Source organism: Arthrobacter sp. 05L421, assembly GCF_056397785.1.
Genome location: NZ_JBFTOC010000003.1, coordinates 68,946 through 91,112, shown reverse-complemented (window position 1 = coordinate 91,112; position 22,167 = coordinate 68,946). Strand labels below are relative to the sequence as shown.

At 66.9% G+C, this 22,167-nt stretch carries 18 protein-coding genes; 11 read left to right on the top strand and 7 right to left on the bottom strand.

Features of this window, described 5'->3' with window-relative positions:
* Positions 1–100 precede the first annotated feature (100 nt).
* Positions 101–1,735 (top strand): AMP-binding protein, encoded by a 1,635-nt coding sequence (locus tag AC1DKQ_RS05295; RefSeq protein ID WP_476918388.1) that lies wholly within the window; start codon positions 101–103, stop codon positions 1,733–1,735.
* Positions 1,736–1,739: 4 nt separating this feature from the next.
* Here the strand turns inward: AC1DKQ_RS05295 and AC1DKQ_RS05290 are convergent, their stop codons facing one another.
* The 3 genes from AC1DKQ_RS05290 to AC1DKQ_RS05280 form a co-directional block, all read right to left on the bottom strand.
* A complete protein-coding gene (locus AC1DKQ_RS05290; protein WP_377984202.1) occupies positions 1,740–2,168 on the bottom strand; it encodes a universal stress protein in 429 nt (142 codons plus the stop codon).
* A 144-nt stretch (positions 2,169–2,312) separates the two neighbouring features.
* The gene (locus tag AC1DKQ_RS05285) at positions 2,313–3,605 is read right to left on the bottom strand and encodes an aminotransferase-like domain-containing protein (protein WP_476882995.1); all 1,293 of its coding nucleotides are present in this window, start codon (positions 3,603–3,605) and stop codon (positions 2,313–2,315) included.
* Between the two features lie 181 nt (positions 3,606–3,786).
* Positions 3,787–4,350 (bottom strand): NAD(P)H-dependent oxidoreductase, encoded by a 564-nt coding sequence (locus AC1DKQ_RS05280; protein WP_476882994.1) that lies wholly within the window; start codon positions 4,348–4,350, stop codon positions 3,787–3,789.
* A 126-nt stretch (positions 4,351–4,476) separates the two neighbouring features.
* On the opposite strand from AC1DKQ_RS05280, the gene AC1DKQ_RS05275 reads away from it, so the two are divergent.
* The 6 genes from AC1DKQ_RS05275 to AC1DKQ_RS05250 all read left to right on the top strand — a co-directional run bounded on the left by AC1DKQ_RS05275 (position 4,477) and on the right by AC1DKQ_RS05250 (position 12,626).
* Positions 4,477–5,109, top strand: coding sequence for a TetR/AcrR family transcriptional regulator (locus tag AC1DKQ_RS05275; protein WP_476882993.1), 633 nt, complete (start codon positions 4,477–4,479; stop codon positions 5,107–5,109).
* A 361-nt stretch (positions 5,110–5,470) separates the two neighbouring features.
* Entirely contained in the window at positions 5,471–6,457 is a 987-nt protein-coding gene (locus tag AC1DKQ_RS05270; RefSeq protein WP_277524574.1) for an ABC transporter permease, read from the top strand.
* A gap of 2 nt (positions 6,458–6,459) precedes the next feature.
* Positions 6,460–7,464, top strand: coding sequence for an ABC transporter permease (locus AC1DKQ_RS05265; protein WP_476882992.1), 1,005 nt, complete (start codon positions 6,460–6,462; stop codon positions 7,462–7,464).
* The gene (locus tag AC1DKQ_RS05260) at positions 7,461–9,629 is read left to right on the top strand and encodes a dipeptide ABC transporter ATP-binding protein (RefSeq protein ID WP_476918387.1); all 2,169 of its coding nucleotides are present in this window, start codon (positions 7,461–7,463) and stop codon (positions 9,627–9,629) included. Before AC1DKQ_RS05265 ends, AC1DKQ_RS05260 begins: the two co-directional genes overlap by 4 nt.
* Before the next feature lie 87 nt (positions 9,630–9,716).
* Complete coding sequence (locus AC1DKQ_RS05255; protein WP_476882990.1) at positions 9,717–11,414, top strand: ABC transporter family substrate-binding protein; 1,698 nt, start codon at positions 9,717–9,719, stop codon at positions 11,412–11,414.
* A 156-nt stretch (positions 11,415–11,570) separates the two neighbouring features.
* Positions 11,571–12,626 carry a Gfo/Idh/MocA family protein gene (locus AC1DKQ_RS05250; protein ID WP_476918386.1) on the top strand — a complete coding sequence of 352 codons (1,056 nt, stop codon included), beginning with the start codon at positions 11,571–11,573 and terminating at the stop codon, positions 12,624–12,626.
* A gap of 89 nt (positions 12,627–12,715) precedes the next feature.
* Here the strand turns inward: AC1DKQ_RS05250 and ald are convergent, their stop codons facing one another.
* Positions 12,716–13,834, bottom strand: coding sequence for an alanine dehydrogenase (ald, locus tag AC1DKQ_RS05245; protein WP_476918385.1), 1,119 nt, complete (start codon positions 13,832–13,834; stop codon positions 12,716–12,718).
* Between the two features lie 246 nt (positions 13,835–14,080).
* Between ald and AC1DKQ_RS05240 the strand changes: the two genes are divergently transcribed.
* The gene (locus AC1DKQ_RS05240) at positions 14,081–15,301 is read left to right on the top strand and encodes a PucR family transcriptional regulator (protein WP_476918486.1); all 1,221 of its coding nucleotides are present in this window, start codon (positions 14,081–14,083) and stop codon (positions 15,299–15,301) included.
* Between the two features lie 37 nt (positions 15,302–15,338).
* Here AC1DKQ_RS05240 and AC1DKQ_RS05235 read toward each other — a convergent pair whose 3' ends face one another.
* The 3 genes from AC1DKQ_RS05235 to ptsP all read right to left on the bottom strand — a co-directional run bounded on the left by AC1DKQ_RS05235 (position 15,339) and on the right by ptsP (position 17,896).
* Positions 15,339–15,590 (bottom strand): hypothetical protein, encoded by a 252-nt coding sequence (locus tag AC1DKQ_RS05235; RefSeq protein ID WP_476882986.1) that lies wholly within the window; start codon positions 15,588–15,590, stop codon positions 15,339–15,341.
* A gap of 92 nt (positions 15,591–15,682) precedes the next feature.
* Entirely contained in the window at positions 15,683–16,117 is a 435-nt protein-coding gene (locus AC1DKQ_RS05230; RefSeq protein ID WP_476882985.1) for a helix-turn-helix domain-containing protein, read from the bottom strand.
* Between the two features lie 93 nt (positions 16,118–16,210).
* A complete protein-coding gene (gene ptsP / locus AC1DKQ_RS05225; protein ID WP_476918384.1) occupies positions 16,211–17,896 on the bottom strand; it encodes a phosphoenolpyruvate--protein phosphotransferase in 1,686 nt (561 codons plus the stop codon).
* Between the two features lie 185 nt (positions 17,897–18,081).
* Here ptsP and AC1DKQ_RS05220 point away from each other — a divergent pair, with 185 nt between their 5' ends.
* The 3 genes from AC1DKQ_RS05220 to AC1DKQ_RS05210 are packed head-to-tail and all read left to right on the top strand — an operon-like array spanning position 18,082 to position 22,008.
* Complete coding sequence (locus AC1DKQ_RS05220; protein ID WP_476882983.1) at positions 18,082–18,810, top strand: TetR/AcrR family transcriptional regulator; 729 nt, start codon at positions 18,082–18,084, stop codon at positions 18,808–18,810.
* A gap of 58 nt (positions 18,811–18,868) precedes the next feature.
* Positions 18,869–20,860, top strand: a complete 1,992-nt coding sequence (locus tag AC1DKQ_RS05215) for a PTS mannitol transporter subunit IICBA (protein WP_476918383.1) — start codon at positions 18,869–18,871, stop codon at positions 20,858–20,860.
* On the top strand, positions 20,860–22,008 hold the full coding sequence (locus AC1DKQ_RS05210) for a mannitol-1-phosphate 5-dehydrogenase (protein WP_476918382.1): 1,149 nt from the start codon (positions 20,860–20,862) through the stop codon (positions 22,006–22,008). The genes AC1DKQ_RS05215 and AC1DKQ_RS05210 overlap by 1 nt, the downstream gene beginning before the upstream one ends.
* Positions 22,009–22,167: the final 159 nt, after the last annotated feature.

Here is a 22,167-nt window from a genome sequence, read left to right as displayed (position 1 = left end):
CAGTCAAGGCCGTGCCGTCCTGTCCCGGAGCTACACCCCGGCATTAGAGTGACACCAGCCGCCGACAGCCCGGGCGGACGCGGATCAAAGGAGATGTTGCGTGTTTTCAAGCCCGTACCCCGACGTCGAAGTTCCCAACCTCGGCATTTACGACTACCTCTTCGGCGCTCTGGCAGAGGAGGACCTGGACCGGGTCGCCGTCGTCGACGGCGCCAGCGGTGCGGAAACGACGTACCGGGCACTGCGTGGGCAGATCGATGCCCTCGCCGGTGCCGTGGCCGCCCAGGGCCTCGGGGTCAACGGAGTGGCAGCCATCCTGTGCCCCAACGTCCCCGCCTTTGCGGCCGTCTTCCACGGCCTGCTCCGGGCCGGCGCCACGGTCACCACCATCAACTCGCTGTACACGGCGGACGAGATCGCCAACCAGCTCACCGACGCCGGCGCCGGCTGGCTCTTCACCGTCTCTGCGCTGCTGCCGGCCGCCCGGGAGGCCGCCCAACGGACCGGGATCCCGGCGTCACGGCTGGTGGTGCTCGACGGCGCCGACGGCCACCCCTCGCTGGGTGACTTGCTCGCCATGGGCGCACCGGCGCCCCGCGTCTCCTTCGATCCGGCCACGCATGTGGCCGTGCTGCCCTACTCGTCCGGCACCACGGGCCGGCCGAAGGGCGTCATGCTCAGCCACCGAAATCTGATCGCCAACGTGGAACAGGCCAGGGGGCTGCTCGGCGTCGGCTCTGAGGACCGGCTGTTGGCGCTCCTCCCGTTTTTCCACATCTACGGGCTGACAGTGCTGCTGAACCTCGCCCTGCGCCAGCGGGCCAGGCTGGTCACAATGCCGCGGTTCGATCTGCCCGAGTTCCTGCGGATCATCCAGGAGCACCGGTGCAGCTACCTGTTCATCGCACCTCCCGTGGCGGTGGCGCTGGCTAAGCACCCGCTGGTTGCCGAGTACGACCTCGGCTCGGTGCACACCACCCTCTCCGGCGCGGCGCCGCTGGACGGTGAGCTCGGCACCCGCCTGGCCGAACGGCTCGGCTGCCGGGTCCTGCAGGGCTACGGCATGACCGAGATGAGCCCGGTATCGCACCTCATCCCGCGTGACAGCCGCGATGTCCCCGTCAGCTCTGTGGGCCACACCGTGCCCAACATGCAGTGCCGGCTCGTGGACCCGGCCACGGGAGAGGACATCCCCGTTCCCGCGGAAGGAACCAGCGCGCCGGGGCACCTTTTGTGCCGCGGGCCAAACGTGATGCTCGGCTATCTCAACCGGCCGCAGGAAACCGCCGACACCCTGGACGCGGACGGCTTCCTGCACACCGGAGACATCGCTACAGTACGGGCGGATGGGGTTGTGTCGATCGTTGACCGGCTCAAGGAACTGATCAAGTACAACGGCTACCAGATCGCCCCGGCAGAGCTGGAGGCACTGCTCCTCACGCACCCAGGCATCGCGGACTCCGCGGTGATCGGAACCCTCGACGCCGACGGCCAGGAAGTGCCCAAGGCGTTCGTGGTCCGCCAGCCCGGCGCGGACGGCGATGCCCTCGACGCGGCGGCCGTCATGGACTTCGTGGCGGCCAAGGTGGCGCCGTTCAAGAAGATCCGCCGGGTGGAGTTCATCGAGGCCGTGCCAAAGTCGGCCTCAGGAAAAATCCTGCGCCGGATACTCAAGCCGACAGAGCCCGCGCCAGAGCAAGCTGCAGAGCCGGCTGCGGTGTCAGAGAAGCAGTAATGCCTTAGTCGGCGTCGGTCTTGGCGATGTAGACGTCGCAGGGGGCGTTGTGGGCCACGCTGTTCGCAACGCTCCCCAGGACCCGGCCGATCCCGCTCATGCGACGGTTGCCGACCACGATCATCCGGGCACCGGTCCGCTCGGCCTCCCGGATCAGGGCCTCGGCGGGCTTGCCCCGGGCCGCGGCATGGGTGACGTTGGTGTCGGGGCGGCGCAGGCCGTCCGCCACCGTCCGTGCCACCTTCTCCGCGTTGCCGGCGTCGGAAACGATCCACTCGTCACTGCCGCTGCCGAAGACCTGGGTCCTGTCGCTGTCAAAGGCGCTGACCACATGAAGTGTCGCCCCCATGGAAACTGCGAGGTCGCGCGCGGTCTGCGCGGCCCGCAGGGCAGTTTCACTGCCGTCGACGCCGACAACGATAATTCCGGTCATGGACTGCTCCTCTTTGAACGAGTAATGCTGCTTAGTGTGCCTGTTCGACGGGCCCTGCTGTTCAGGAACCAGCGCTGTTCAGCGACTAGTGCTGCTCAGCAAGTCCAGCCGAACCTGCCGGTGTTCACGCTACAGTTCTTCAAACTACAGTGCGGCCAACGCTTCCCGCAGGACCGGCGCGAGCCGCCGCACGCCCTCACGGATGGACTCGGGCGGCACCGCGCTGAACGCCAGCCGGATCTTGTTCGAGGTGTCGTCCGACGGCGTGAAGGCCGCTCCCGGGATGAAGACGACGCCGGCGTCGATGGCCTTCGACAGCAGCGGGTACGTGTCCACGCCTTCGGGCAACGTGACCCACACGAAGAAACCGCCGTCGGGTTGCGTCCAGCTCAGTCCCTCTGGCATGTATTCGGCCAGGGCGGCAAGCATTGCGTCGCAGCGTTCCTTGTACAGCCCGCGGTACGTCTCGATCTGGCCGCGCCAGTCGTAATCGCGCAGATAGGCCGATACCAGCATCTGGTTCAGCGTCGGCGGGCACAGGGTGACGGCCTCTGATGCCAGGTAATACCGGCGCTGCAGGTGGGCCGGGACGAGGGCCCAGCCGATCCGCAGGCCCGGGGCGAAGATCTTGGAAAAGGACCCCATGTAGATGACGTCGTCCGGGTTGGCTGCCCGCAAGGGGGTCAGCGGCTTGCCGTCGAAGCGGAGCAGGCCGTAGGGGTTGTCCTCCAGGACCAAGATATTCGCGTTTCGGCATATATCCACCACCGCCTGCCGGCGTTCTGCGGACAGGGTGATGCCGGACGGGTTGTTGAAGCTGGGGATGGTGTAGAGGAACTTGACGTTCTTGCCGGCGGTCTGGAGGGCGGCGATTTTCGCTTCCAGCAGGTCCGGGACAATGCCGTCGCCGTCCATCGGCACGGTCTCGACTCCCACCTGGTAGGCCTCGAACGTGTTGAGGGCGCCGACATAGGTGGGATCCTCCACGAGCACCACATCTCCCGGATTGCAGAAGACCTTGGCGGCCACATCCTGGGCGGACTGCGAACCGGCCGTAATCACGATGTTCGCGGGATCGGCGTCGAGGATCCCCTCTGCCGCCATAACCTCGCAGATCTGGGCGCGGAGTTCATCGGTACCCTGGCCGCTGCCGTACTGCAGGGCGGTCATGCCTTGCTCGGCGATGATCTTCGCGGCGGTCTGGCCAAGGCGTTCCAGCGGCAGGGACTGCAGGTAGGGGCTTCCGCCGGCGAGGGAAACGAGGCCGGGGCGCATCGAGATGTCGAAGACGTCCCGGACTGCCGACTGCTTGATATTTGCTGCGCGCTCCGAGAACAAGATCTCGTGGCGGTGGGCGGACGTAGCCGCACGTTCGATTGCGTCAATGGCCTCGGCCGGAAGTACTGCTGCGGCGGCATCAAGTGTTTCGTGGGTCACAGACCCAAGGATACTACCCATGTTGCACGGGAGGAAACGATTGTTTTCTTGCGCCGTCAAATCGTCAAGCTGCCTTCCGCGGCGCCGGCCGCGGGCGGCCCGGAATCCCCGAGGCCCCCGGCAACTGCATGCTGCCGGGGGCCTCGGTGGCGTGGAGCGGGCTCCGTGAGTTGCGGAGGGCCTAGGCCGCCGCTGCGGCGGGGGCTTCCGCCAGCGCGTCGAACACGCCCTTGATCTGCTCGACAACTTCGGCGTCGTCCTTGGGGTGGACCTCGGCGAATCGGACCATCGAGCCGGGGACTGCCAGCTTGACGTTCTCGAGGACCTGGGCACCGGCGATGCCGACGGCCTTGCGGGCCTCGTCCTGGGCCCAAACGCCGCCGAACTGGCCAAAGGCGGTTCCGACAACCGCGGTGGGCTTGCCGGACAGGGCGCCGGCGCCGAACGGGCGGGACAGCCAGTCGATGGCGTTCTTCAGCGATGCCGGGACCGTGCCGTTGTGTTCCGGCGTAACCAGCAAGATGGTGTCGGCCTTGCTGGCCGCGGCGCGCAGGGCGGCGGCGGCGGCGGGCACCTGGCCCTCGACGTCGATGTCCTCGTTGTAGAACGGGATGTTGCCCAGGCTCTCGTGAATGACCACGTCCACCTGTTCCGGGGCGTTGAGCGCGATGGCCTCGGCCAGCTGCAGGTTGGTGGAGCCGGCGCGAAGGCTGCCGACAAGGGCGAGGATGGTCTGCTTGGACATGTGTACTCCTGTGCGTCACGCCGCAGGATGGTTCCGGCGGCTGGTGGATCGTAGGGCTTTGCGGGCCTTCACCCATGCTAAACGGACTATGGTCCGGTTCTATTCCGGGGCGCTAGACTCAGCGGTGTGAGCCTCATCCCGATCCGTCCCGGTGCCCAGTCCGGGGGAGGGCGCCCCGCGGCGCCCGTCGCAGAAGCCGGGCGCCGCGACGCGGCGCGCAACAGGGAGCTGCTTCTCTGCGCCGCCCGGGAAATCGTGGAGGAATCCAGCGTCGACGCCCTCACCATGGACCGGCTGGCGCAGCGCGCCGGAGTTGGAAAAGGGACAGTCTTCCGTCGGTTCGGCAGCCGTGCCGGGCTGATGATGGCCCTGCTCAGTGATGCCGAGGCCGAATTCCAGGGCCGGTTCATCTTTGGTCCGCCCCCGGTGGGTCCCGGCGCGCCGCCCCTGGAGCGGTTGATCGCCGTGGGCGACGCCCGCATTGCCTGGACGTTGGAGTTCGGGGAGCTGGCCCGAGCCGCCGACGCGTCGGCCTACAACAGGTTCGATGTGCCGCCGGCCGTCCTCTGGCACCGCCACCTTGAGATGCTGCTGCGCGAAGCCGGAGTGACGGCGGACCCGTGGCTCATGGCGTCGGCCCTCGGGGCGGCGCTGGAGCCGGAACGGCTGCTCCATTCCGTCAGCGTGCACGGGATTGCGCCCGAGCGGCTGGCGGAAACCTGGCGGGAACTTGTCACGCGCGTAGTGGCCGGACGGTAGCGCGGTGTTGACGATTCCGCGAGTCAAAATCCACTCCGCGGACTTATTCATAACGATCTGTAGTTGAGCCGCCGTGTCGCGGCCGCCGGGAGCGCTGCGCGGCCCGGCTCATGTGATAGCTTCCTCTGGAATGTGACCCGCAACATAGTCCACAAGGACTAAGCCGCGAGGCCTGCGGGCGGCCGGAAACCAGCTGGCACATGATCCCGAACCGGCGGCGGAACCCGCTGCCGGATGGGGGACGACGGAAGGACCGAAGTTGTGAATAGACTTGTCATCCCGGCAGGCAGGCTGGCCGGTCCAGCCGCCGCCTTGGCGCCCGGATCCGCTCAGGCAACAGCGATCCAGAACTAGCCGCTCCATGCTTCGATACCTCGCAAAACGTGCCGTCACGTATGTCTTCATGATCTTCCTGACCACCAGCGCCGGCTACCTCCTGGCGGTGAGCACACTGCAGCCGGCGCTGCTCGAGCAGGAGCGGATTCCGCGGCCCACCCCCGAACAGGTGGTCAATTCCTTCCGGCTCAAGGGGCTCGATCCGACGCTCAACCCGTGGGAGCGCTACGTCGACTGGCTCACGGGCATCCTTACCCGCTGGGACTGGGGGCGGAGCCCCAACGGCGCCTTCATCAACGCCGAGTTCGGCGACCGGGTCTGGATCTCAACCCGGCTCTTCCTGGCCTCGATCATCCTGACCCTGGTGATCGGCGTCGCCCTCGGCGTCTACACCGCCGCCCGCCAGTACAAGGCCTCGGACAGGGTCATTACCTCGTACAGCTACCTCATGTACATCGTCCCCGCCCCGATCGCCTACTTCCTGGTGCAGTTGGGCGCCATCAACATCAACGAGTCGGTCGGGGAGCGCGTCTTCTTTGTTACCGGCATCTCCACCCCGGGCCTTGACGGCGGCGGCTGGGCCCAGTTCGTCGACATGCTCGCCCATTATGCCGTGCCAACTTTCGCCATCACGGTTGTGGGCTGGGGCGCATACCAGATCGCCCAGCGCCAGTACCTGCTGGACAACGTCAACGCCGACTTCGTCAGGACGGCCCGGGCCAAGGGCCTGACCCGCAACCAGGCCATCAGCCGCCACGCCCTACGGGTGTCCTTCATCCCCGTGGCGCAGAGCATCGCATTCACCATCCCGGCGATCTTTGCCGGCGGTTTCTTCGCCGAGAAGATCTTCGCCTGGCACGGCGTCGGGTCCTGGTCCATCGACTCGATCGCGCTGCAGGACGTCAACGCGGCCACTGCCACCCTCGCCTACGGTTCCGTCATCTTCGCCGTCGGGGCAATCCTCGCCGATTTCGCCACCACGCTCGTCGACCCGAGAGTGCGGGTGCAGTAATCATGACCAACCTCAACACCATTGACCCGGCCGCCATTCTCGACGAGGGAAAGCTCGAAAACGACGACGTCGTGATCGGCAAGTCGCGGATCATCCTGCGGCGCTTCCTGCGCAACCGGACAGCCGTCGCCGGCCTGGTCATCTTCCTGACCCTGACCCTCTTCTCCTTCATCGGCGGGTTTTTCAGCAGCTGGGACAAGGAGGCCATCGACCCGTTCAACATCGGCATGCCGCCCTCCGCGGAGCATCTGCTGGGCACCTCCCAGGCCGGGATTGACCTCTACGCCCTGACTGTCGAAGGCACCAGGGTGTCCATCCTGATCGGCGTCGTCGTCGGCCTCGTCTCGGTGCTGATCGCCGCCGTCTACGGCTGCACCATGGCGTACTTCGGCCGCAAGGTGGACAAGGTCATGCTGTTCATCCTCGAAGCCCTGATCATGATGCCGGCCCTGCTGGTGGTCGCGGTGGCAACGAGTGGCGGCGCCAACGGCCTCAAGAACGCCGTCCCAAGCTGGCTGCTGCTCATCATCGTGCTGCTGGTTTTCAGCTGGATGGGCACCGCGCGCCTGATCAGGTCCCTGTCGCTGTCGCTCATGCAGCGTGACTTCGTCAAGGCCGCCCAGTACATGGGCATCCCGCCGCGCCGGATCGTCTGGCGCCACCTCGTGCCGAACATCGGCTCCCTGCTGGTCCTGGAAGTCACCCGCGGGGTCACCGGCGCCATCCTCGCCGAAGTCGCGTTTTCCTTCATCGGCATCGGCATCAAGGTCCCGGACGTGAGCCTGGGCGTGCTGATCGGCCAGTCCACCTCCCAGGTCTCCACCTTTCCGTGGATGTTCTGGGCTCCCCTGATCGTGATGTTCCTGCTGACCGGCTCGCTGGCCATGATGAACGATGGCCTCCGCGACGCGTTCGACCCCAGCTCCAGCTCCGTTGGCCGCGCCAAGCGGGGGCGCCCCCGAATCGGCCGAGCCGTGACCGGCAAGACACAGAAGACGAGCAAATGACCAGCAATACCACCGCCCCGGCTACCGCCCAGAGCACCGCCGAGCGTCTCAGCGTCGCCGGGCTGCACGCCCCCACCGACGCAGTCCTCTCCGTCCGCGACCTCAACGTCCGCTTCAACACGGAAAACGGCGTGGTGCACGCCGTACGCGGCATCGACTTCGACGTGTTGCCCGGCAAAACGCTGGGGATCGTGGGCGAGTCCGGCTCCGGCAAATCGGTCACGTCCATGGCGATCATGGGGCTGCTGCCCCCGACGGCGGAAATCAGCGGTTCAGTCCGGCTCAAGGGCAAGGAACTGCTGGGTCTCAGCGACAAGGCCATGTGCCGGCACCGCGGCAACGACCTTGCGATGGTGTTCCAGGACCCGCTGTCCTCCCTGACCCCCGTCTATACGGTCGGCACCCAGATCGTCGAGGCCCTGACCGTCCACAACCCGGCCATGAGCAAGCAGGCCAAGGAGGCCCGCGCCGTCGAACTCTTGGGGTTGGTCGGCATCCCGAGCCCGAAGGACCGGCTCAAGGCCTTCCCGCACGAGTTCTCCGGGGGCATGCGCCAGCGCGTCATGATCGCCATCGCGATCGCCAACAACCCGCGGGTTCTGATCGCCGATGAGCCGACGACGGCGCTGGACGTCACCATCCAGGCGCAGGTCCTCGAGGTGCTGCACGCCGCGCAGGAGGAGACCGGCGCCGCCGTCGTCATGATCACCCACGACCTCGGCGTGGTCGCCGGCATGGCGGACGACATCATGGTGATGTACGCCGGCAAGCCCGTGGAGACCGGCAGCGTCGACGACATCTACTACAGCCCGCGGATGCCGTACACCATGGGCCTGCTTGGCGCGGTCCCGCGCGTGGACATTGCGGAAAAGACCTCGCTGGTGCCGATCGAGGGCATCCCCCCGAACCTCGCCCATCCGCCCACGGGCTGCTCCTTCGCGCCGCGCTGCCCGCTGGCCAGCGAAGCCTGCCTCGACGGCGAACCGGACCTTCGGGCAGTGGCGCCCGGCGCGGGGCACAGCGCCGCGTGCATCAAGACCGAGGCCCTCGCCGACGTCGACGCCCACGCGATTTTTGCCGCCCCGGCCGTGCCGGTCTCGCGCTTCGACGCGGTGCCGCGGCACGAGCGCAAGACCGTCCTGGAACTCCGCGACGTCAGGAAGCACTTCCCGCTCATGAAGGGGGCCCTGCTCAAGCGCAGGATCGGCACGGTGAAAGCCGTGGACGGGCTGAGCTTCGATATCCGCGAGGGCGAGTGCTTCTCGATCGTCGGGGAGTCCGGTTGCGGAAAAACCACCACCCTGCTGGAAATCATGGAATTCCACAAGGACCAGGACGGCGAGGTGGTCATTGGCGGGCTGAGCAACAAGCACGCCGCCGACGCCAAGGCCAAGGGTGCCATGCGCAGGGAACTGCAGATGGTGTTCCAGGATCCCACCGGGGCGCTTGACCCGCGCTTCACCGTCTACGAGGTCCTGGCCGAACCGATGGAAAACCTGGGCATGCCCAAGCCAGCCATCCGGAAGCGGATCATGGAGCTCATGGAGCTGGTGGGCCTGCAGGCGGACCACGTCAACCGTTTCCCCAACCAGTTCTCCGGCGGCCAGCGCCAGCGCATCGGCATTGCCCGCGCCCTCGCCGTGAACCCCCGGCTGGTTGTCCTGGACGAACCCGTCTCCGCACTCGATGTGTCGGTGCAGGCCGGCGTCATCAACCTCCTGGACAAGCTCCGCGCCGAACTGGGCCTGAGCTACCTCATGGTGGCGCATGACCTCTCCGTGGTCCGGCACATCTCCAACCGCGTGGCCGTCATGTATCTGGGCAAGATCGTGGAGATCGGAGACGTCGACGCCGTCTTCGACAACCCCCGCCACCCCTACACCCGGGCCCTGCTCTCCGCGATTCCGGTACCGGATCCGGAGCTGGAGCGCACCCGCGACCGGATCATCCTCCAGGGCGACCTGCCCTCGCCGTTGGAGGCGCCGGCAGGCTGCAACTTCGCCACCCGCTGTCCCGTGTTTGCGGCCCTGCCGCCGGCCAAGCAGGAGAAGTGCCTGACCCTGGAGCCCGCCCTCGAGCCGGCCGCCGTCGACCAGCAGTTCGCCTGCTTCTACCCGGACGGTGAACTGGACGCGGACATGGTCGTTGTCCACGAAGACAACTGACTGCCCGACCGCCAGAACCCGGACCAGCACCACCAATCCGCCAGACCACCATGCATACACTCGCACGAAAAAAATGAAGGGGATCTCATGAAAAATCGCACCAAGATCGGCGCCATCACCGCCGTCGTGGCGGCGCTTGCGCTGACTGCCTGCGGCAGCGGCGGCGCCTCCACCACGGCCGAGAGCGCCAAGGCACAGGATGCCTCCGGCGACCTCAGCAAGCTCGTCAGCGTCAACGCCAAGAAGGCCTCCGACCTGCAGCAGGGCGGCACTGTGACGCTGCCCCTGGGCAACATCGGACCGGACTTCAACGGCTTCTCCAACGCGGGCAACTCGGCGGACAACACGGAACTGCACTACCCGATCGACGAGGCCGGCTACGTGGGCTGCTGGAAGCTGGACTTTGACGGCACCGCCAACCTCAACAAGAACTTCTGCGAGGACTTCAAGAGCGAGGTCAAAGACGGCAAGCAGACCATCACCATCAAGATCAACCCGAAGGCCGCCTACAACGACGGCACTCCGATCAACGCCGCCACGTTCGAAAACACCTGGAAGATGCTCAACGGCAAGAACAAGGACATCGACATCGTCTCGTCCGGCGCCTACGAGTTCATCGACTCCGTCAAGGCCGGAAGCAGCGACAAGGAAGTCGTTGTGACCACCACGCAGCCGGTGTACCCCCTCAGCGACATCTTCGGCGGATTCATCCCGCAGGCAGTCAACACCCCGGAACTGTTCAACACCGGCTTCACCGGCGAACTGCACCCGGAGTGGATGGCGGGCCCGTTCAAGGTGGATAAATATGACTCTGCCGCGAAGACCGTCTCCCTTGTTCCGAACGACAAGTGGTGGGGCGAGAAGCCGGTCCTGGAGAAAGTGATCTTCCGCCAGCTGGAGGCCAGCGCCGAGATCGCCGCCTTCAAGAACGGCGAAGTCGACATGGCGGACGGCCGCACACTGACCAAGTACAAGCAGCTTGAAGGCTCCAAGAACTCCGAGGTCCGCCGCGGTCAGCGGCTCTTCGCGGGCGGCCTGAACCTCAACGCCCTGAAGGCACCGCTCACCGACGTCGCCGTCCGCAAAGCGATCTTCACCGCCGTCGACCGTCCCGCCATCCGCGCCGTCCGCTTCGGTGGCCTGAACTGGGACGAGAACAGCTCGGGCTCGATGATGCTGATGCCGTTCTCGAAGTACTACCAGGACAACTACCCGGTCAAGGAAACCGGCGCCGACGCCGCCAAGAAGGTCCTGACCGAGGCCGGTTACACGGCCAACGCCAAGGGCATCATGGAAAAGGACGGCGTCCCGGCGTCGTTCAAGATCACCAACTTCGGTGACGACCCCACCGCCCTGGCCACCGTGCAGACGCTGCAGAAGCAGCTGCAGGCCGCCGGCATGGAGGTCGGCATTGACCAGCGGGGCGACGCCGACTTCGGCAAGGTGGTTGGCAGCCGCGACTTCCAGCTCACTATCAGCGGCTACACGGTGGGCGCCGATGCCACCGCCGCCGTGAAGCAGTTCTACGACTCCAAGACCAACGAGAACAGCCTCGGCGACGCCGAACTGGACAAGGCCATCAAGGACCTTGCGTCCATCCAGGACGACGCCCAGCGCAACAAGGCCGCCATGGACGTCGAGAAGAAGCACATGGAAAAGTACTTCTCCATGGGCGTCATCATGAACGGCCCGCAGATCTACTTCGCCCGCACGGGCCTGGCCAACTACGGCGCCGGCCTGTTCCAGACGCCGGACTGGAGCGTCGTGGGCTGGCAGAAGAGCTAGTACCTGCCCCCCGAGCACCACCAAGCAAAAAAGCACCACGGCCGAGGCCGGCGTCCCCTGGAAGCCTCCGGGAGGCGCCGGCCCGTTTCGCTTAACGGGCACGCGGCGAAGCCAACCACGGGTCCAACGACCACCGCGGCCGGTAGCCTAGGCATCATGAGCAACGATTCAGGCCTGCCCATCCGCACAGCCGTCGCCGGTTTCGGCCTTTCGGGCAGCGTTTTCCACGCCCCGTTCATCGCCGCAAACCCGGCCTATTCGCTGGATGCCATCTCCACTTCCGACGCCGGCAGGCAGTCCGCCGCCGCGCGCAGCTACCCGGCGGCCAGGATCGTCGACACCCCGGCCGACATTCTGGCACTGGCCGGCGAACTGGACCTGCTGGTGCTCGGCACGCCGCCCGCCACCCACTACCCGCTGGCAAAGGCTGCGCTGGAGGCAGGGCTCGACGTCGTGGTCGACAAGCCGTTCGCCGTCAGCAGCGCCGAGGGGCAGGACCTCATCGAGCTCGCCGCGCGGCTGGGCCGGGTGCTCACCGTGTTCCAAAACCGGCGCTGGGACGGCGACTTCCTCACGGTGAAAGCCCTCATGGACGCGGGAGCCTTCGGCACCGTGAGCCGCTTTGAGTCCCGCTTTGAGCGATGGGCGCCGGATGTCCCCAAGGCGTGGAAGGCGGCAGCCACGGCGGACGACGGCGGCGGGGTGCTCTTTGACCTCGGCACCCACCTGCTGGACCAGGCCGTGCAGCTTTTCGGGCCGGCCACGGTCACCCACGCGGAACTGGCGGCCCGGCGGCCGGGAGGTGCGGCGGACGACGACGTCTTCGTGGCCCTGCGGCACAGCTCCGGGGTGACCAGCCACCTGTGGATGAACATGCTCTGCGCGCAGCAGGGGCCGCGCTACCGGATCCTGGGCAGCGATGGCGGCTTCACCAAGCACGGGGTGGACCCGCAGGAGCCATACATCGTGGCCGGCGGAAGCCCGCTGGACGCCGACTACGGCGTGGAAGATCCGGGCTGGGCCGGGCTGCTGGGGCGCGACGGGCATCTGGACCGGCTGCCTACCGAACGCGGCGCCTACCCGGAGTTCTACCGGATCCTGGCCGCAAAGATCGCCGACGGCGGGGCCGCCTCGGCGCTGCCCGTCCCCGTCGACCCCGCAGGCCCGCTCCAGGTGCTGCGGCTGATCGAGCAGGCCCGGTCCCTCGCTTAAAACCCATCGGCTGCTCCGTAACTGCCGTTCTGGGGGTCCAAAAGGGCGGTTACGGAGCAGCCGATGCAGTGTTGGCTACGCGGAGTTGGTTACGCGGAGACCAGCTGGTGCCAGTCGGAGACGAGGGGCAGGTTGTGCGCCTCGGAGACCGAGCGGTGCGCAACCTTGCCGCCGGCGATGTTCAGGCCGGAGGCCAGGGCGGCGTCGCGCTCGAACGCAGCCTTGACGCCCAGGTTCGCCAGTGAGACGGCGTAGCGCAGGGTGACGTTGGTCAGCGCGTACGTGGAGGTGTTCGGGACGGCGCCGGGCATATTTCCGACGCAGTAGAAGATCGTGTTGTGGACCTTGTACGTCGGTTCCTGGTGCGTGGTGGGGTGGCTGTCCTCGAAGCAGCCGCCCTGGTCCACGGCGATGTCCACCAGCACGGAGCCGGGCTTCATTCGGGACACGAGCTCGTTGGTGACGAGTTTCGGGGCCTTGGCGCCGGGGATCAGGACCGAACCGATCACGAGGTCGGCGTCGACCACGGACTTCTCGATCTCGTAGGAGTTGGATGCAACCGTCTTCAGGCGGCCCTGGTACTGGGCGTCCAGTTCGCGGAGGCGGTTGATGTTGATGTCCAGGATGGTGACGTCGGCGCCCAGGCCCAGGGCCATGGCGGCGGCGTTGGTGCCGGCAACTCCTGCGCCCAGGACAACAACCTTGGCCGGGCGGACGCCCGGGACGCCGCCGAGCAGCACGCCCTTTCCGCCTGCCGGGGCCATCAGGGAGGTGGCGCCCACCTGCACGGACAGCCGGCCGGCAACCTCGGACATCGGGGCCAGCAGCGGCAGGGTCCGGCCTTCCTGGACGGTCTCGTAGGCGATGGCGGTGACGCCGGAGTTGATCAGTTCCTGGGTCAGTTCCGGCTCGGCGGCCAGGTGCAGGTAGGTGAAGAGGATCAGGCCCTTGCGGAAGCGGTGGTATTCGGCCTTGACCGGCTCCTTGACCTTCATCACCATGTCGGCGCGGCCCCAGACGTCGTCGGCGTCGGCGACGATCTCGGCGCCGGCGATCGCGTATTCCTCGTCCGTGATGCCGGAGCCCAGGCCTGCGCCGCGCTCGACGAGGACCACGTGGCCGTGGGTGCGGAATTCGTGGACGCCAGCAGCGGTGATGGCGACGCGGAATTCGTTGTTCTTGATCTCTTTGGGTACACCGATAATCATTTATTAGCTCCAGTGGGTGTCGGCCTCGTGGGCCTGGGTGAGCGGGGGGATTCGTACTTCCAGAATAAATCCCGCTGTGAGGCACACGACAGGTGCCTCCGCCGTGCCCTGGGCGCCGGCCGCGTGATCCCGGGGTTTTTCAAATGCGCGGATAGACATTTGTCGAGACGGCGGGCGTCAGGTGTCGGCTCGTGTCCGTCGCCGATGCATTCGCAGCGCGGCGGGCCGGGGCAGTAGTCTGGCATGATGCAGCAGCAGGACGTGGAGCAGCTCGTGGAGCAGGTGGCGCAGCGGCTGGGCCGCGGCCTCTCCCTCGAGGACCTCGACGGTTTGCTCCTGGCCTACAGCTCCAACCAATCGCATGCGGACCGCGTCCGGGTGAACTTCCTGCTCAGCAAGCGGGTTCCCATGGACGTTATCGCGTGGCAGCTCTCCCACGGGATCGCCACGGCGGTCCGGCCGGTGGTGGTGCCGGCCAACGAAGACCTCGGCATGCTGGGCCGTGTGTGCGTGCCGCTGTTGGTGCGCGGCTTCCGGGTGGGGTACCTCTGGGTCCAGCTCGCCGCCGGGGAACCGAGCGCCGCGGCCGTCCTCGCCCAACTGCACGACGTGGCGCCGGAGCTGGAGCAGCTGTCCTCCCTGCTGCTCGATTCCAACACGGCCGAGTCAGAGTTCCGCCGCCGCCGTGAGCAGGAGTTCCTGGCGGCCTGCGCCGGCGAGGCCAACGCGGCGGCGGCCGTGGCGGGCTGGAAAGAGGTCCAGGGCAAGGGGCCCTGGCAGTTGGTGACCGTCCTGGACGCCGATGGCTGGGCCGGGGGTTCGGACCCCATCGCCGACACCCTCATTCACCGCTCCGCGGCGCTGCAGGCGACCATCGGGGTGGACGCGGCCCTGTTCAGCGCCGGCACGGAAACCCATGCGGTGGTGCTCTTCAAGGAATCCACGGGGCGCGCGGACCACGCCCAGGTGCTGGTCCACTACCAACTGGAACTCGCCAAACGCTCCGGGCGCACCGTCCGGCGGATCATCCTGGGCACAAGCGAGGGATTTGCCAAGCCGCGCGAACTCGCCGAGGCCTACCGGCAATCACGGCAGGCAGCCCAGGCTGCGGCAGTGGACCCGCAGCTGGGCGAGCTCGTCGACTGCCGGGCCACCGGCGTCTACCAGCTCCTGGCCTCGGCCGGCGGCGGGGCGGGGGCCTGGGCGGACGCGGGTTCCGTGTATTTCCGCATGCTCGAGGACCATGACCGCAACCGCGAGCTGCTGCCCGTGCTGGAGCTGTTCTACGACAACGACGGCTCGGTCCAGGAAGTCGCGGCCAAGCTGCACCTGCACCGGAGCAGCATCTACAACCGGCTCGGCCGGATTCGCCAGCTGCTGGGCGTGGATCCGCTGAAGGGAATGGTGCGGCTGGAACTGCATGCTGCGCTCAAGGCGCGACGCTGGGCGGGACGGCCACGGATTTAGCGGATTTAGCGGATTCAGCCTGATGTGAGCCTGCGGCCTAGCCCTCGGGCTTGGAAGAATCGGTGTCCAGGGCCAGTTTCGCGTCCTGACCGGCGTCGGGACCGGGATGGCGGACGGCGCTCCGGCGGCGGGAAATCCGGCTGTCCACCCAAAGTGAGACCGCAACGAAAGCGACGCCGCTGGCCAAATACGTGGCGGTGATGTTCAGGCCCATCGCGGTTCCGAGGATGCCAGCGAGCAGCATGGCGGCGATGCCTGCCACGATGTGCCACCCTCTGAATTTACCCACAATTCAAGCGTAACCCGCGCGATATCAGTGTTTCCGCGCAAGAGCGGGATCGTTGCTTGATCCTTATCACTGCTTCATGAAGCATCCCTTCATTAAGCATCTGTGCACTCACCACCGGCACCCTCGTCGCCCTGGCCGGCCGGCGGCGCGGTGCCCATGCCGTTCTTCTTCTGCGTCTCGAGCCAGGCCATGATGTCGGCCAGCCGTATCCGCCGGTGCGTTCCGCGGTATTCAACCGGGATCTCGCCGCGGTCGGTCATGTTCCGCAGGTACGTGTGCGAAATCCCCGCAAGCTCCGCGGCTCGGGACGTCGTGAGCATCTCCTCGACGCTGCTGACGGTAACGGCCTCGCCGCGGCTGAAGCGGCCCAGCAAATCGACGACGGCGTCCCGCGCCGCGGGCGGCAGCCGGTGAACGGTGCCGTCGACGAACACCGTGATGTCGTGGCTGCCGTCGAGGGCGAACCGGAGTTTCTGCGCGTCCTCGGCCGGGAGGCCGGCCGTCACCCGGGGAGCTATCAGTGCCATGAGTGCATCCTAGCGGCACCGGCGCAACGGAAGGGCCCGCCGGTGGGCCGGCCCGCGGGCCCACCAGCTGCGGGCCGGCCGGCTGCCGCGCGGTTACAGCCCAAGGTCCTCCAGAACCGGCAGTTTTGCCCGGACCCAGGCCCGGGCCTCAGTTGCGCTCGGCGCGGACAAGGCCAGCTTGGCCAGCTCCTGCGCTTCGGCCAGGGTGACGGTCTTCAGCACGGCGGCGACGGCCGCGATGGAACGCGCCGTCATGGACAGGGTGGTGACGCCCAGCCCCGTGAGGACGACGGCGAGGGCCGGGTCCGCGGCGGCCTCGCCGCACACCCCCACCGGCTTGTTGTGCCCCTCGGCTGCCGAACCCTCCACCGTCAGGCCCACGAGCCGCAGCACGGCAGGCTGCCAGGGCGTGTTCAGGGCGGCCAGCGGGCCGAGCTGGCGGTCGGCGGCCATGGCGTACTGGGTGAGGTCGTTGGTGCCCAGGCTTGCGAAGCCGACTTCGCGGAGGATGGCCTCTGCCGTCAGGGCGGCGGACGGGACCTCCACCATGACGCCGGGGGTCTTGATCCCTGCCGTGGCGCACAGCGAGGCAAAACGGGCCGCCTCCTCCGCGGTGGAAATCATCGGGGCCATCACCCAGACGTCGGCCTCGGATGCCTTCTCGGCCAGCGCGATTGCCTGCAGCTGGCGCTCCAAGACCCCCGGCGTGGTGAAATCGGTCCGGTAGCCGCGGACGCCCAGGGCGGGGTTGGGCTCGGTGGCGTCGGTCAGGAACGGCAGCGGCTTGTCCGCGCCGGCGTCGAGCGTGCGGAGCACTACCTTCTTGCCCGGGAAGGCGTCGAAGACGCCCTGGTAGGCGGCAGCCTGTTCCTCCACGGTCGGTTCGGTGTCCCGCTCGAGGAAGCAGAACTCGGTCCGGAACAGTCCCACGCCCTGGGCGTTCAGGCCGGCCGCGGCCACGGCGTCCTTGGCGCCGCCGACGTTGGCGAGGAGCGGCACGAGGTGGCCGTCCGACGTCGTGCCCGTCCCGTCAAACGCGGACAGCAGCGAGGCCGTGGCGGCCCAGTGGGCTGCGGCCGCGCGCTGGGACTCATCCGGGTTCGCGGTGATGAGGCCGGCCGCGCCGTCCACGTACACCTCGGTGCCGTCGGCGAGCTCGTCGACCCCGACGGCGGCGACCACGGCCGGCAGGCCCAGCGAGCGGGCGATGATCGCGGTGTGCGACTGCGGCCCGCCGCCGGCAGTGACCAGAGCAAGGACCTTTTCCGGGTCCAGGGTGGCGGTATCAGCTGGGGCCAGGTCCTCGGCGATGAGGATGAACGGGGTGGAGGATACGGGGATGCCCGGCGCGGGAACCCCGCGCAGTTCCGCCACGATCCGGGCCCGGACATCCAGGACGTCCGTGGCGCGCTCGGCCATGTAGCCGCCAAGGTTGTGCAGCATTTCCGAGACGGAGGCGCCGGCCTCCCAGATTGCCCGCTGCCCGGACGTGCCGCGGCCGATCAGCTTGGCGGCGGATTTGAGCAGCATCGTGTCGGTGGCCATGAGGGCGGTGGCTTCGAGGACGGCCTTGCCGTCGCCGGTGACGGTCTCGGAACGGGCCTTGAGTTCGTCGTGGACGGATTTCGCCGCGGCCTTCAGTGCCGCCGTCGCGTCTTCTGCCGTGACGCCGGCGGGAAGCTCCTCTCCGGCGGGCGGTTCGCTGATCGGTTTGGGCATCTGCCGGATGGTGCCGATGATGCGGCCTGGGCTAACGCCTACTCCTGGGAAGTTCTGCACTGAAGGTCCTCATTCTCTGTCGTAGGCCAGTGGCCACTAAGCCGGTAAACCAGGTGCCGCCGCTGACCCTGCTGATCATTTGTGCCTGCGGCTGACGGCTACGTCAACGGGCGGGTCACGGCACCTGCAAAAATTGTATGTGATGCAGTTCATATAGCGTTGCTATAGGTGCTAGGGTAGCGGTTATGAGTAACGATGGCCAGCTACCACCCAAGGCCCGGCTGCTGCGTGCAGCCGCCGAGCTGCTGGCCAACTCGGGCGGATCCGCAGTCTCGACCCGCCAGATCACACAGCTGGCCGGTGTTACGGCACCGACCCTCTACCACCACTTTGGTGACAAGGAAGGGCTGTTCGACGCCGTCGTCGCAGCAGGCTTCGACGAATATGTCGCGGGCGAACGTGACTTCGCGCCCTCTGGCCAACCGCTGGAGGACATCCGCAGGATGTGGGACAACCATGTCCAGTTCGGGCTGAATCAGCCGGAACTGTACCTCGTCATGTTTGGCAATATCCGCCCTGAGAGCCGTCCGGCCATCGTCGCCGATGCCGAGGCCCTCATGGAGGAGATGCTGAACAAGGCGGCGGTCTCCGGCCAGCTCAACGTCCCGCCCAAGGAGGCGGCCAGGTCCATCCTGGCTGCCAACGTGGGCGTGACCCTCATGCTGATCGCGGAAAAGGTGCCGGAGCGGAACCTTGAGCTCTCCACCATGACCCGCGACGCCATGATCTTTGCGGTTTCCGCCGAGCAGGCCCGGGACAACGGTTCTGATGACAGCGGAAAATCCTCAGTGGTTGTGGCGGCCATCGCATTGAACGCAGCACTCCAGGCGTCCCACTCGGACCAGCTCTCCAGCTCGGAACTCAAGCTCTTCCTCGAATGGCTCCACCGGATCTCCACCAGCTCCACCAGCTAGCTCGGCGAAATTATCGGACCATCCCGCAAAGCAGCGGGAACAACGGTTAGGAATTCACATGGCAACAGATACAGTTGCGAAACCAAAGACCAGCGTGCGGGTACACGTCCAAAAATTTGGGACGTTCCTGTCCGGCATGATCATGCCCAACATCGGCGCGTTCATCGCGTGGGGCTTCATCACGGCGCTCTTCATCCCGGCGGGCTTCTTCCCCAATGCCGAGCTCGGCAAGCTGGTCGGTCCGATGATCACGTACCTGCTCCCGCTCCTGATCGGCTACACCGGTGGCCGGATGGTCTACGGCGTGCGTGGCGGCGTGGTGGGTGCCGTGGCCACGATGGGTGTGATCGTCGGAACCGATATTCCGATGTTCATCGGCGCCATGATCCTGGGCCCGCTCACCGCGTGGCTGATGATGAAGGCGGACAAGATCTGGGAAGGCCGGGTCAAACCCGGCTTCGAAATGCTGATCGACAACTTCTCGGCCGGCATCCTGGCCGCCGCCATGGCGGTCGTCGGCATGCTGATAGTCGGCCCCATCGTGAAGGCCTTCAGCAACGGCGCCAGCGCCGTGGTCGAATTCCTTGTGGCGAACGGCCTGCTGCCCTTCACCAGCATCTTCATCGAACCCGCCAAGGTCCTGTTCCTGAACAACGCCGTCAACCACGGCATCCTCACCCCGCTCGGCACCCAGCAGGCGCTCGAGCAGGGCAAGTCCATCCTGTTCCTGCTCGAAGCCAACCCCGGTCCCGGCTTCGGCGTCCTGCTCGCCTACTCGTTCTTCGGCAAGGGCCTGGCCAAGGCGTCCGCTCCCGGCGCGGCAGTGATCCAGTTCATCGGCGGCATCCACGAGATCTATTTCCCGTATGTCCTGATGAAGCCGATGATGATCTTCGCCGCGATCGGCGGCGGCATGACCGGCATCTTCACCCTGGTGGTCACCGGCGCCGGCCTCCGGTCCCCGGCCGCCCCGGGCAGCATCATCGCTGTCTACGCCTCCACCGCACGCGACAGCTACGTCGGCGTGACCCTCTCGGTTCTGTTCGCCACCACGGTGTCCTTCCTCATCGGATCGGTGATCCTGAAGGCCAGCAAGGCGCCAGCGGAAGACGACCTCGGCCAGGCCACGCACCGGATGGAGGCCCTGAAGGGCAAGAAGAGCTCGGTTTCCGCGGCCCTGATCGGTGAGGGCGTGGGCGCCAGCGGCGTCGCCGTCCTGGCGACCCCGATCAAGAACATCGTCTTTGCGTGCGACGCCGGAATGGGCTCCAGCGCGATGGGCGCCTCCGTGCTCCGCAACAAGATCAAGGCCGCCGGGTTCACGGACGTCAAGGTCACCAACTCCGCAATCGCCAACCTCAGCGACACGTACGACGTCGTCATCACCCACCAGGACCTGACCGAGCGGGCCAAGCCCGCGACCGAAAGCGCCGTGCATGTCTCCGTGGACAACTTCATGAACAGCCCGCGGTACGACGAGATCGTGGAGCTGGTCAAGGCCAGCAACACGGAAGCTGAGACGCCGGCGGCCGGCACCGCGGGTGCGGCCCCTGCCGCTGCCGCCGTCGGCACTCCCGAGGCCCCTGCAGACGCCGAGCCGGACGCCGACACGGGTCCTGCGGGCATCCTGGTGGCCGAAAGCGTCATCCTCCACGGCACCGCCACCACGCGGGACGCCGCGATCGATGAGGCCGGGCAGCTGCTGCTGGACCGCGGCGCCGTCGACTCCGGCTACATTGACGCCATGCACGAACGCGAGGAATCCGTCTCCACCTACATGGGCAGCTTCCTCGCCATCCCGCACGGCACCAACGCCGCGAAGGACCACATCATGAAGTCTGCGGTATCGGTGATCCGCTACCCGAACGGCATCGACTGGAACGGCAAGGAAGTGAAGTTCGTGGTCGGCGTGGCCGGCGTCAACAACGAACACCTGCACATCCTGTCCTCGATCGCCAAGGTCTTCACCAACAAGGCCCAGGTGGCCCAGCTTGAGGCGGCCACCACGGTTGACGAAGTGCTGGCCCTGTTCGGAAAGGTCAACTCCTAGTGAAGGCTGTTCATTTCGGAGCCGGAAACATCGGGCGCGGATTCGTGGGCCTGCTGCTGCACGAGGCCGGGTATGAGGTGGTGTTCGCCGACGTCGCGGACGCCCTCATCACCCAGCTGGACGCCGCAGACAGCTACCAGGTCCACGAAGTGGGAGAGCACCCCGCCGTCCGCACCATCGACAACTTCCGTGCGCTGAACTCCGGCACCCAGGAAGCCGACGTCGTGGCGGAAATCGCGACGGCGGACATCGTCACCACCGCCGTCGGGCCGCACATCCTGAAGTTTGTGGCGCCGGTGATTGCCAGGGGGATCGCGGCCCGCGCCCCCGGGCTGGCGCCGCTGCAGGTGATGGCGTGTGAGAACGCGATCAACGCGACCGACAACCTCAAGTCCGAAGTCGCTGCCCAGTGGGATCCGGCCGCCGGGTCCCTGGACGCTGGCGCCGTGTTTGCCAACACGGCAGTGGACCGGATCGTCCCCAATCAGGAAGCCGGGCAGGGCCTGGACGTCACGGTGGAGACGTTCTATGAGTGGGTGATCGACCGCACCCCGTTCACCGGGCAGGCGCCGGTGATCCCGGGCGCGACCTTCGTGGACGATCTGGAGCCGTACATCGAACGGAAGCTGTTCACCGTCAACACGGGCCACGCGGCGGCGGCCTACTTCGGTTTCGAGGCCGGCCTGGACAAGATTTCCGAGGCCATGGCCGATCAGGACGTCGCGGCCGACGTGCGCGCCGTCCTGGACGAAACCAAGGAGCTGCTGGTGGCCAAGCACGGCTTCAACCGCGGGGATCAGGAGGCGTACGTGGAGAATATCCTGGGCCGCTTCTCCAACCCGCACCTGCCGGACACCGTCAACCGGGTGGGCCGTGCCCCGCTGCGCAAACTCAGCAGGCACGAACGCTTCATCGGCCCTGCTGCCGAGCTGGCCGAGCGCGGAATTGTCCCCGAGGCGCTGCTCGGGGCGATCGCCGCGGCCCTGCGCTTCAACGATCCGGCCGACGCCGAGGCCGTTGAGCTGGCGAAAATCCTCTCCGCGTCCACCCCGGACGAGGCCACGGAGACGATTACCGGTCTGGCGGCGGACCACCCGCTCTTCGCCGCGGTCTCCTCCCTCATCGAGGAAGCCAAGGCCGTCGTCTGATTAACGCTAGCTGGGCCGACGCCGGAACTCACGCGAGTTCCGGCGTCGGCGTTTTTTAAGCCCTCACCCGCCCGTTGAGCTATCACCTACGGTTGCTATTCGCCGGTTTTGGCCACCCAGAGCGATAGCAACCCGTCTTCCTTGACCATTAGGTAGCCT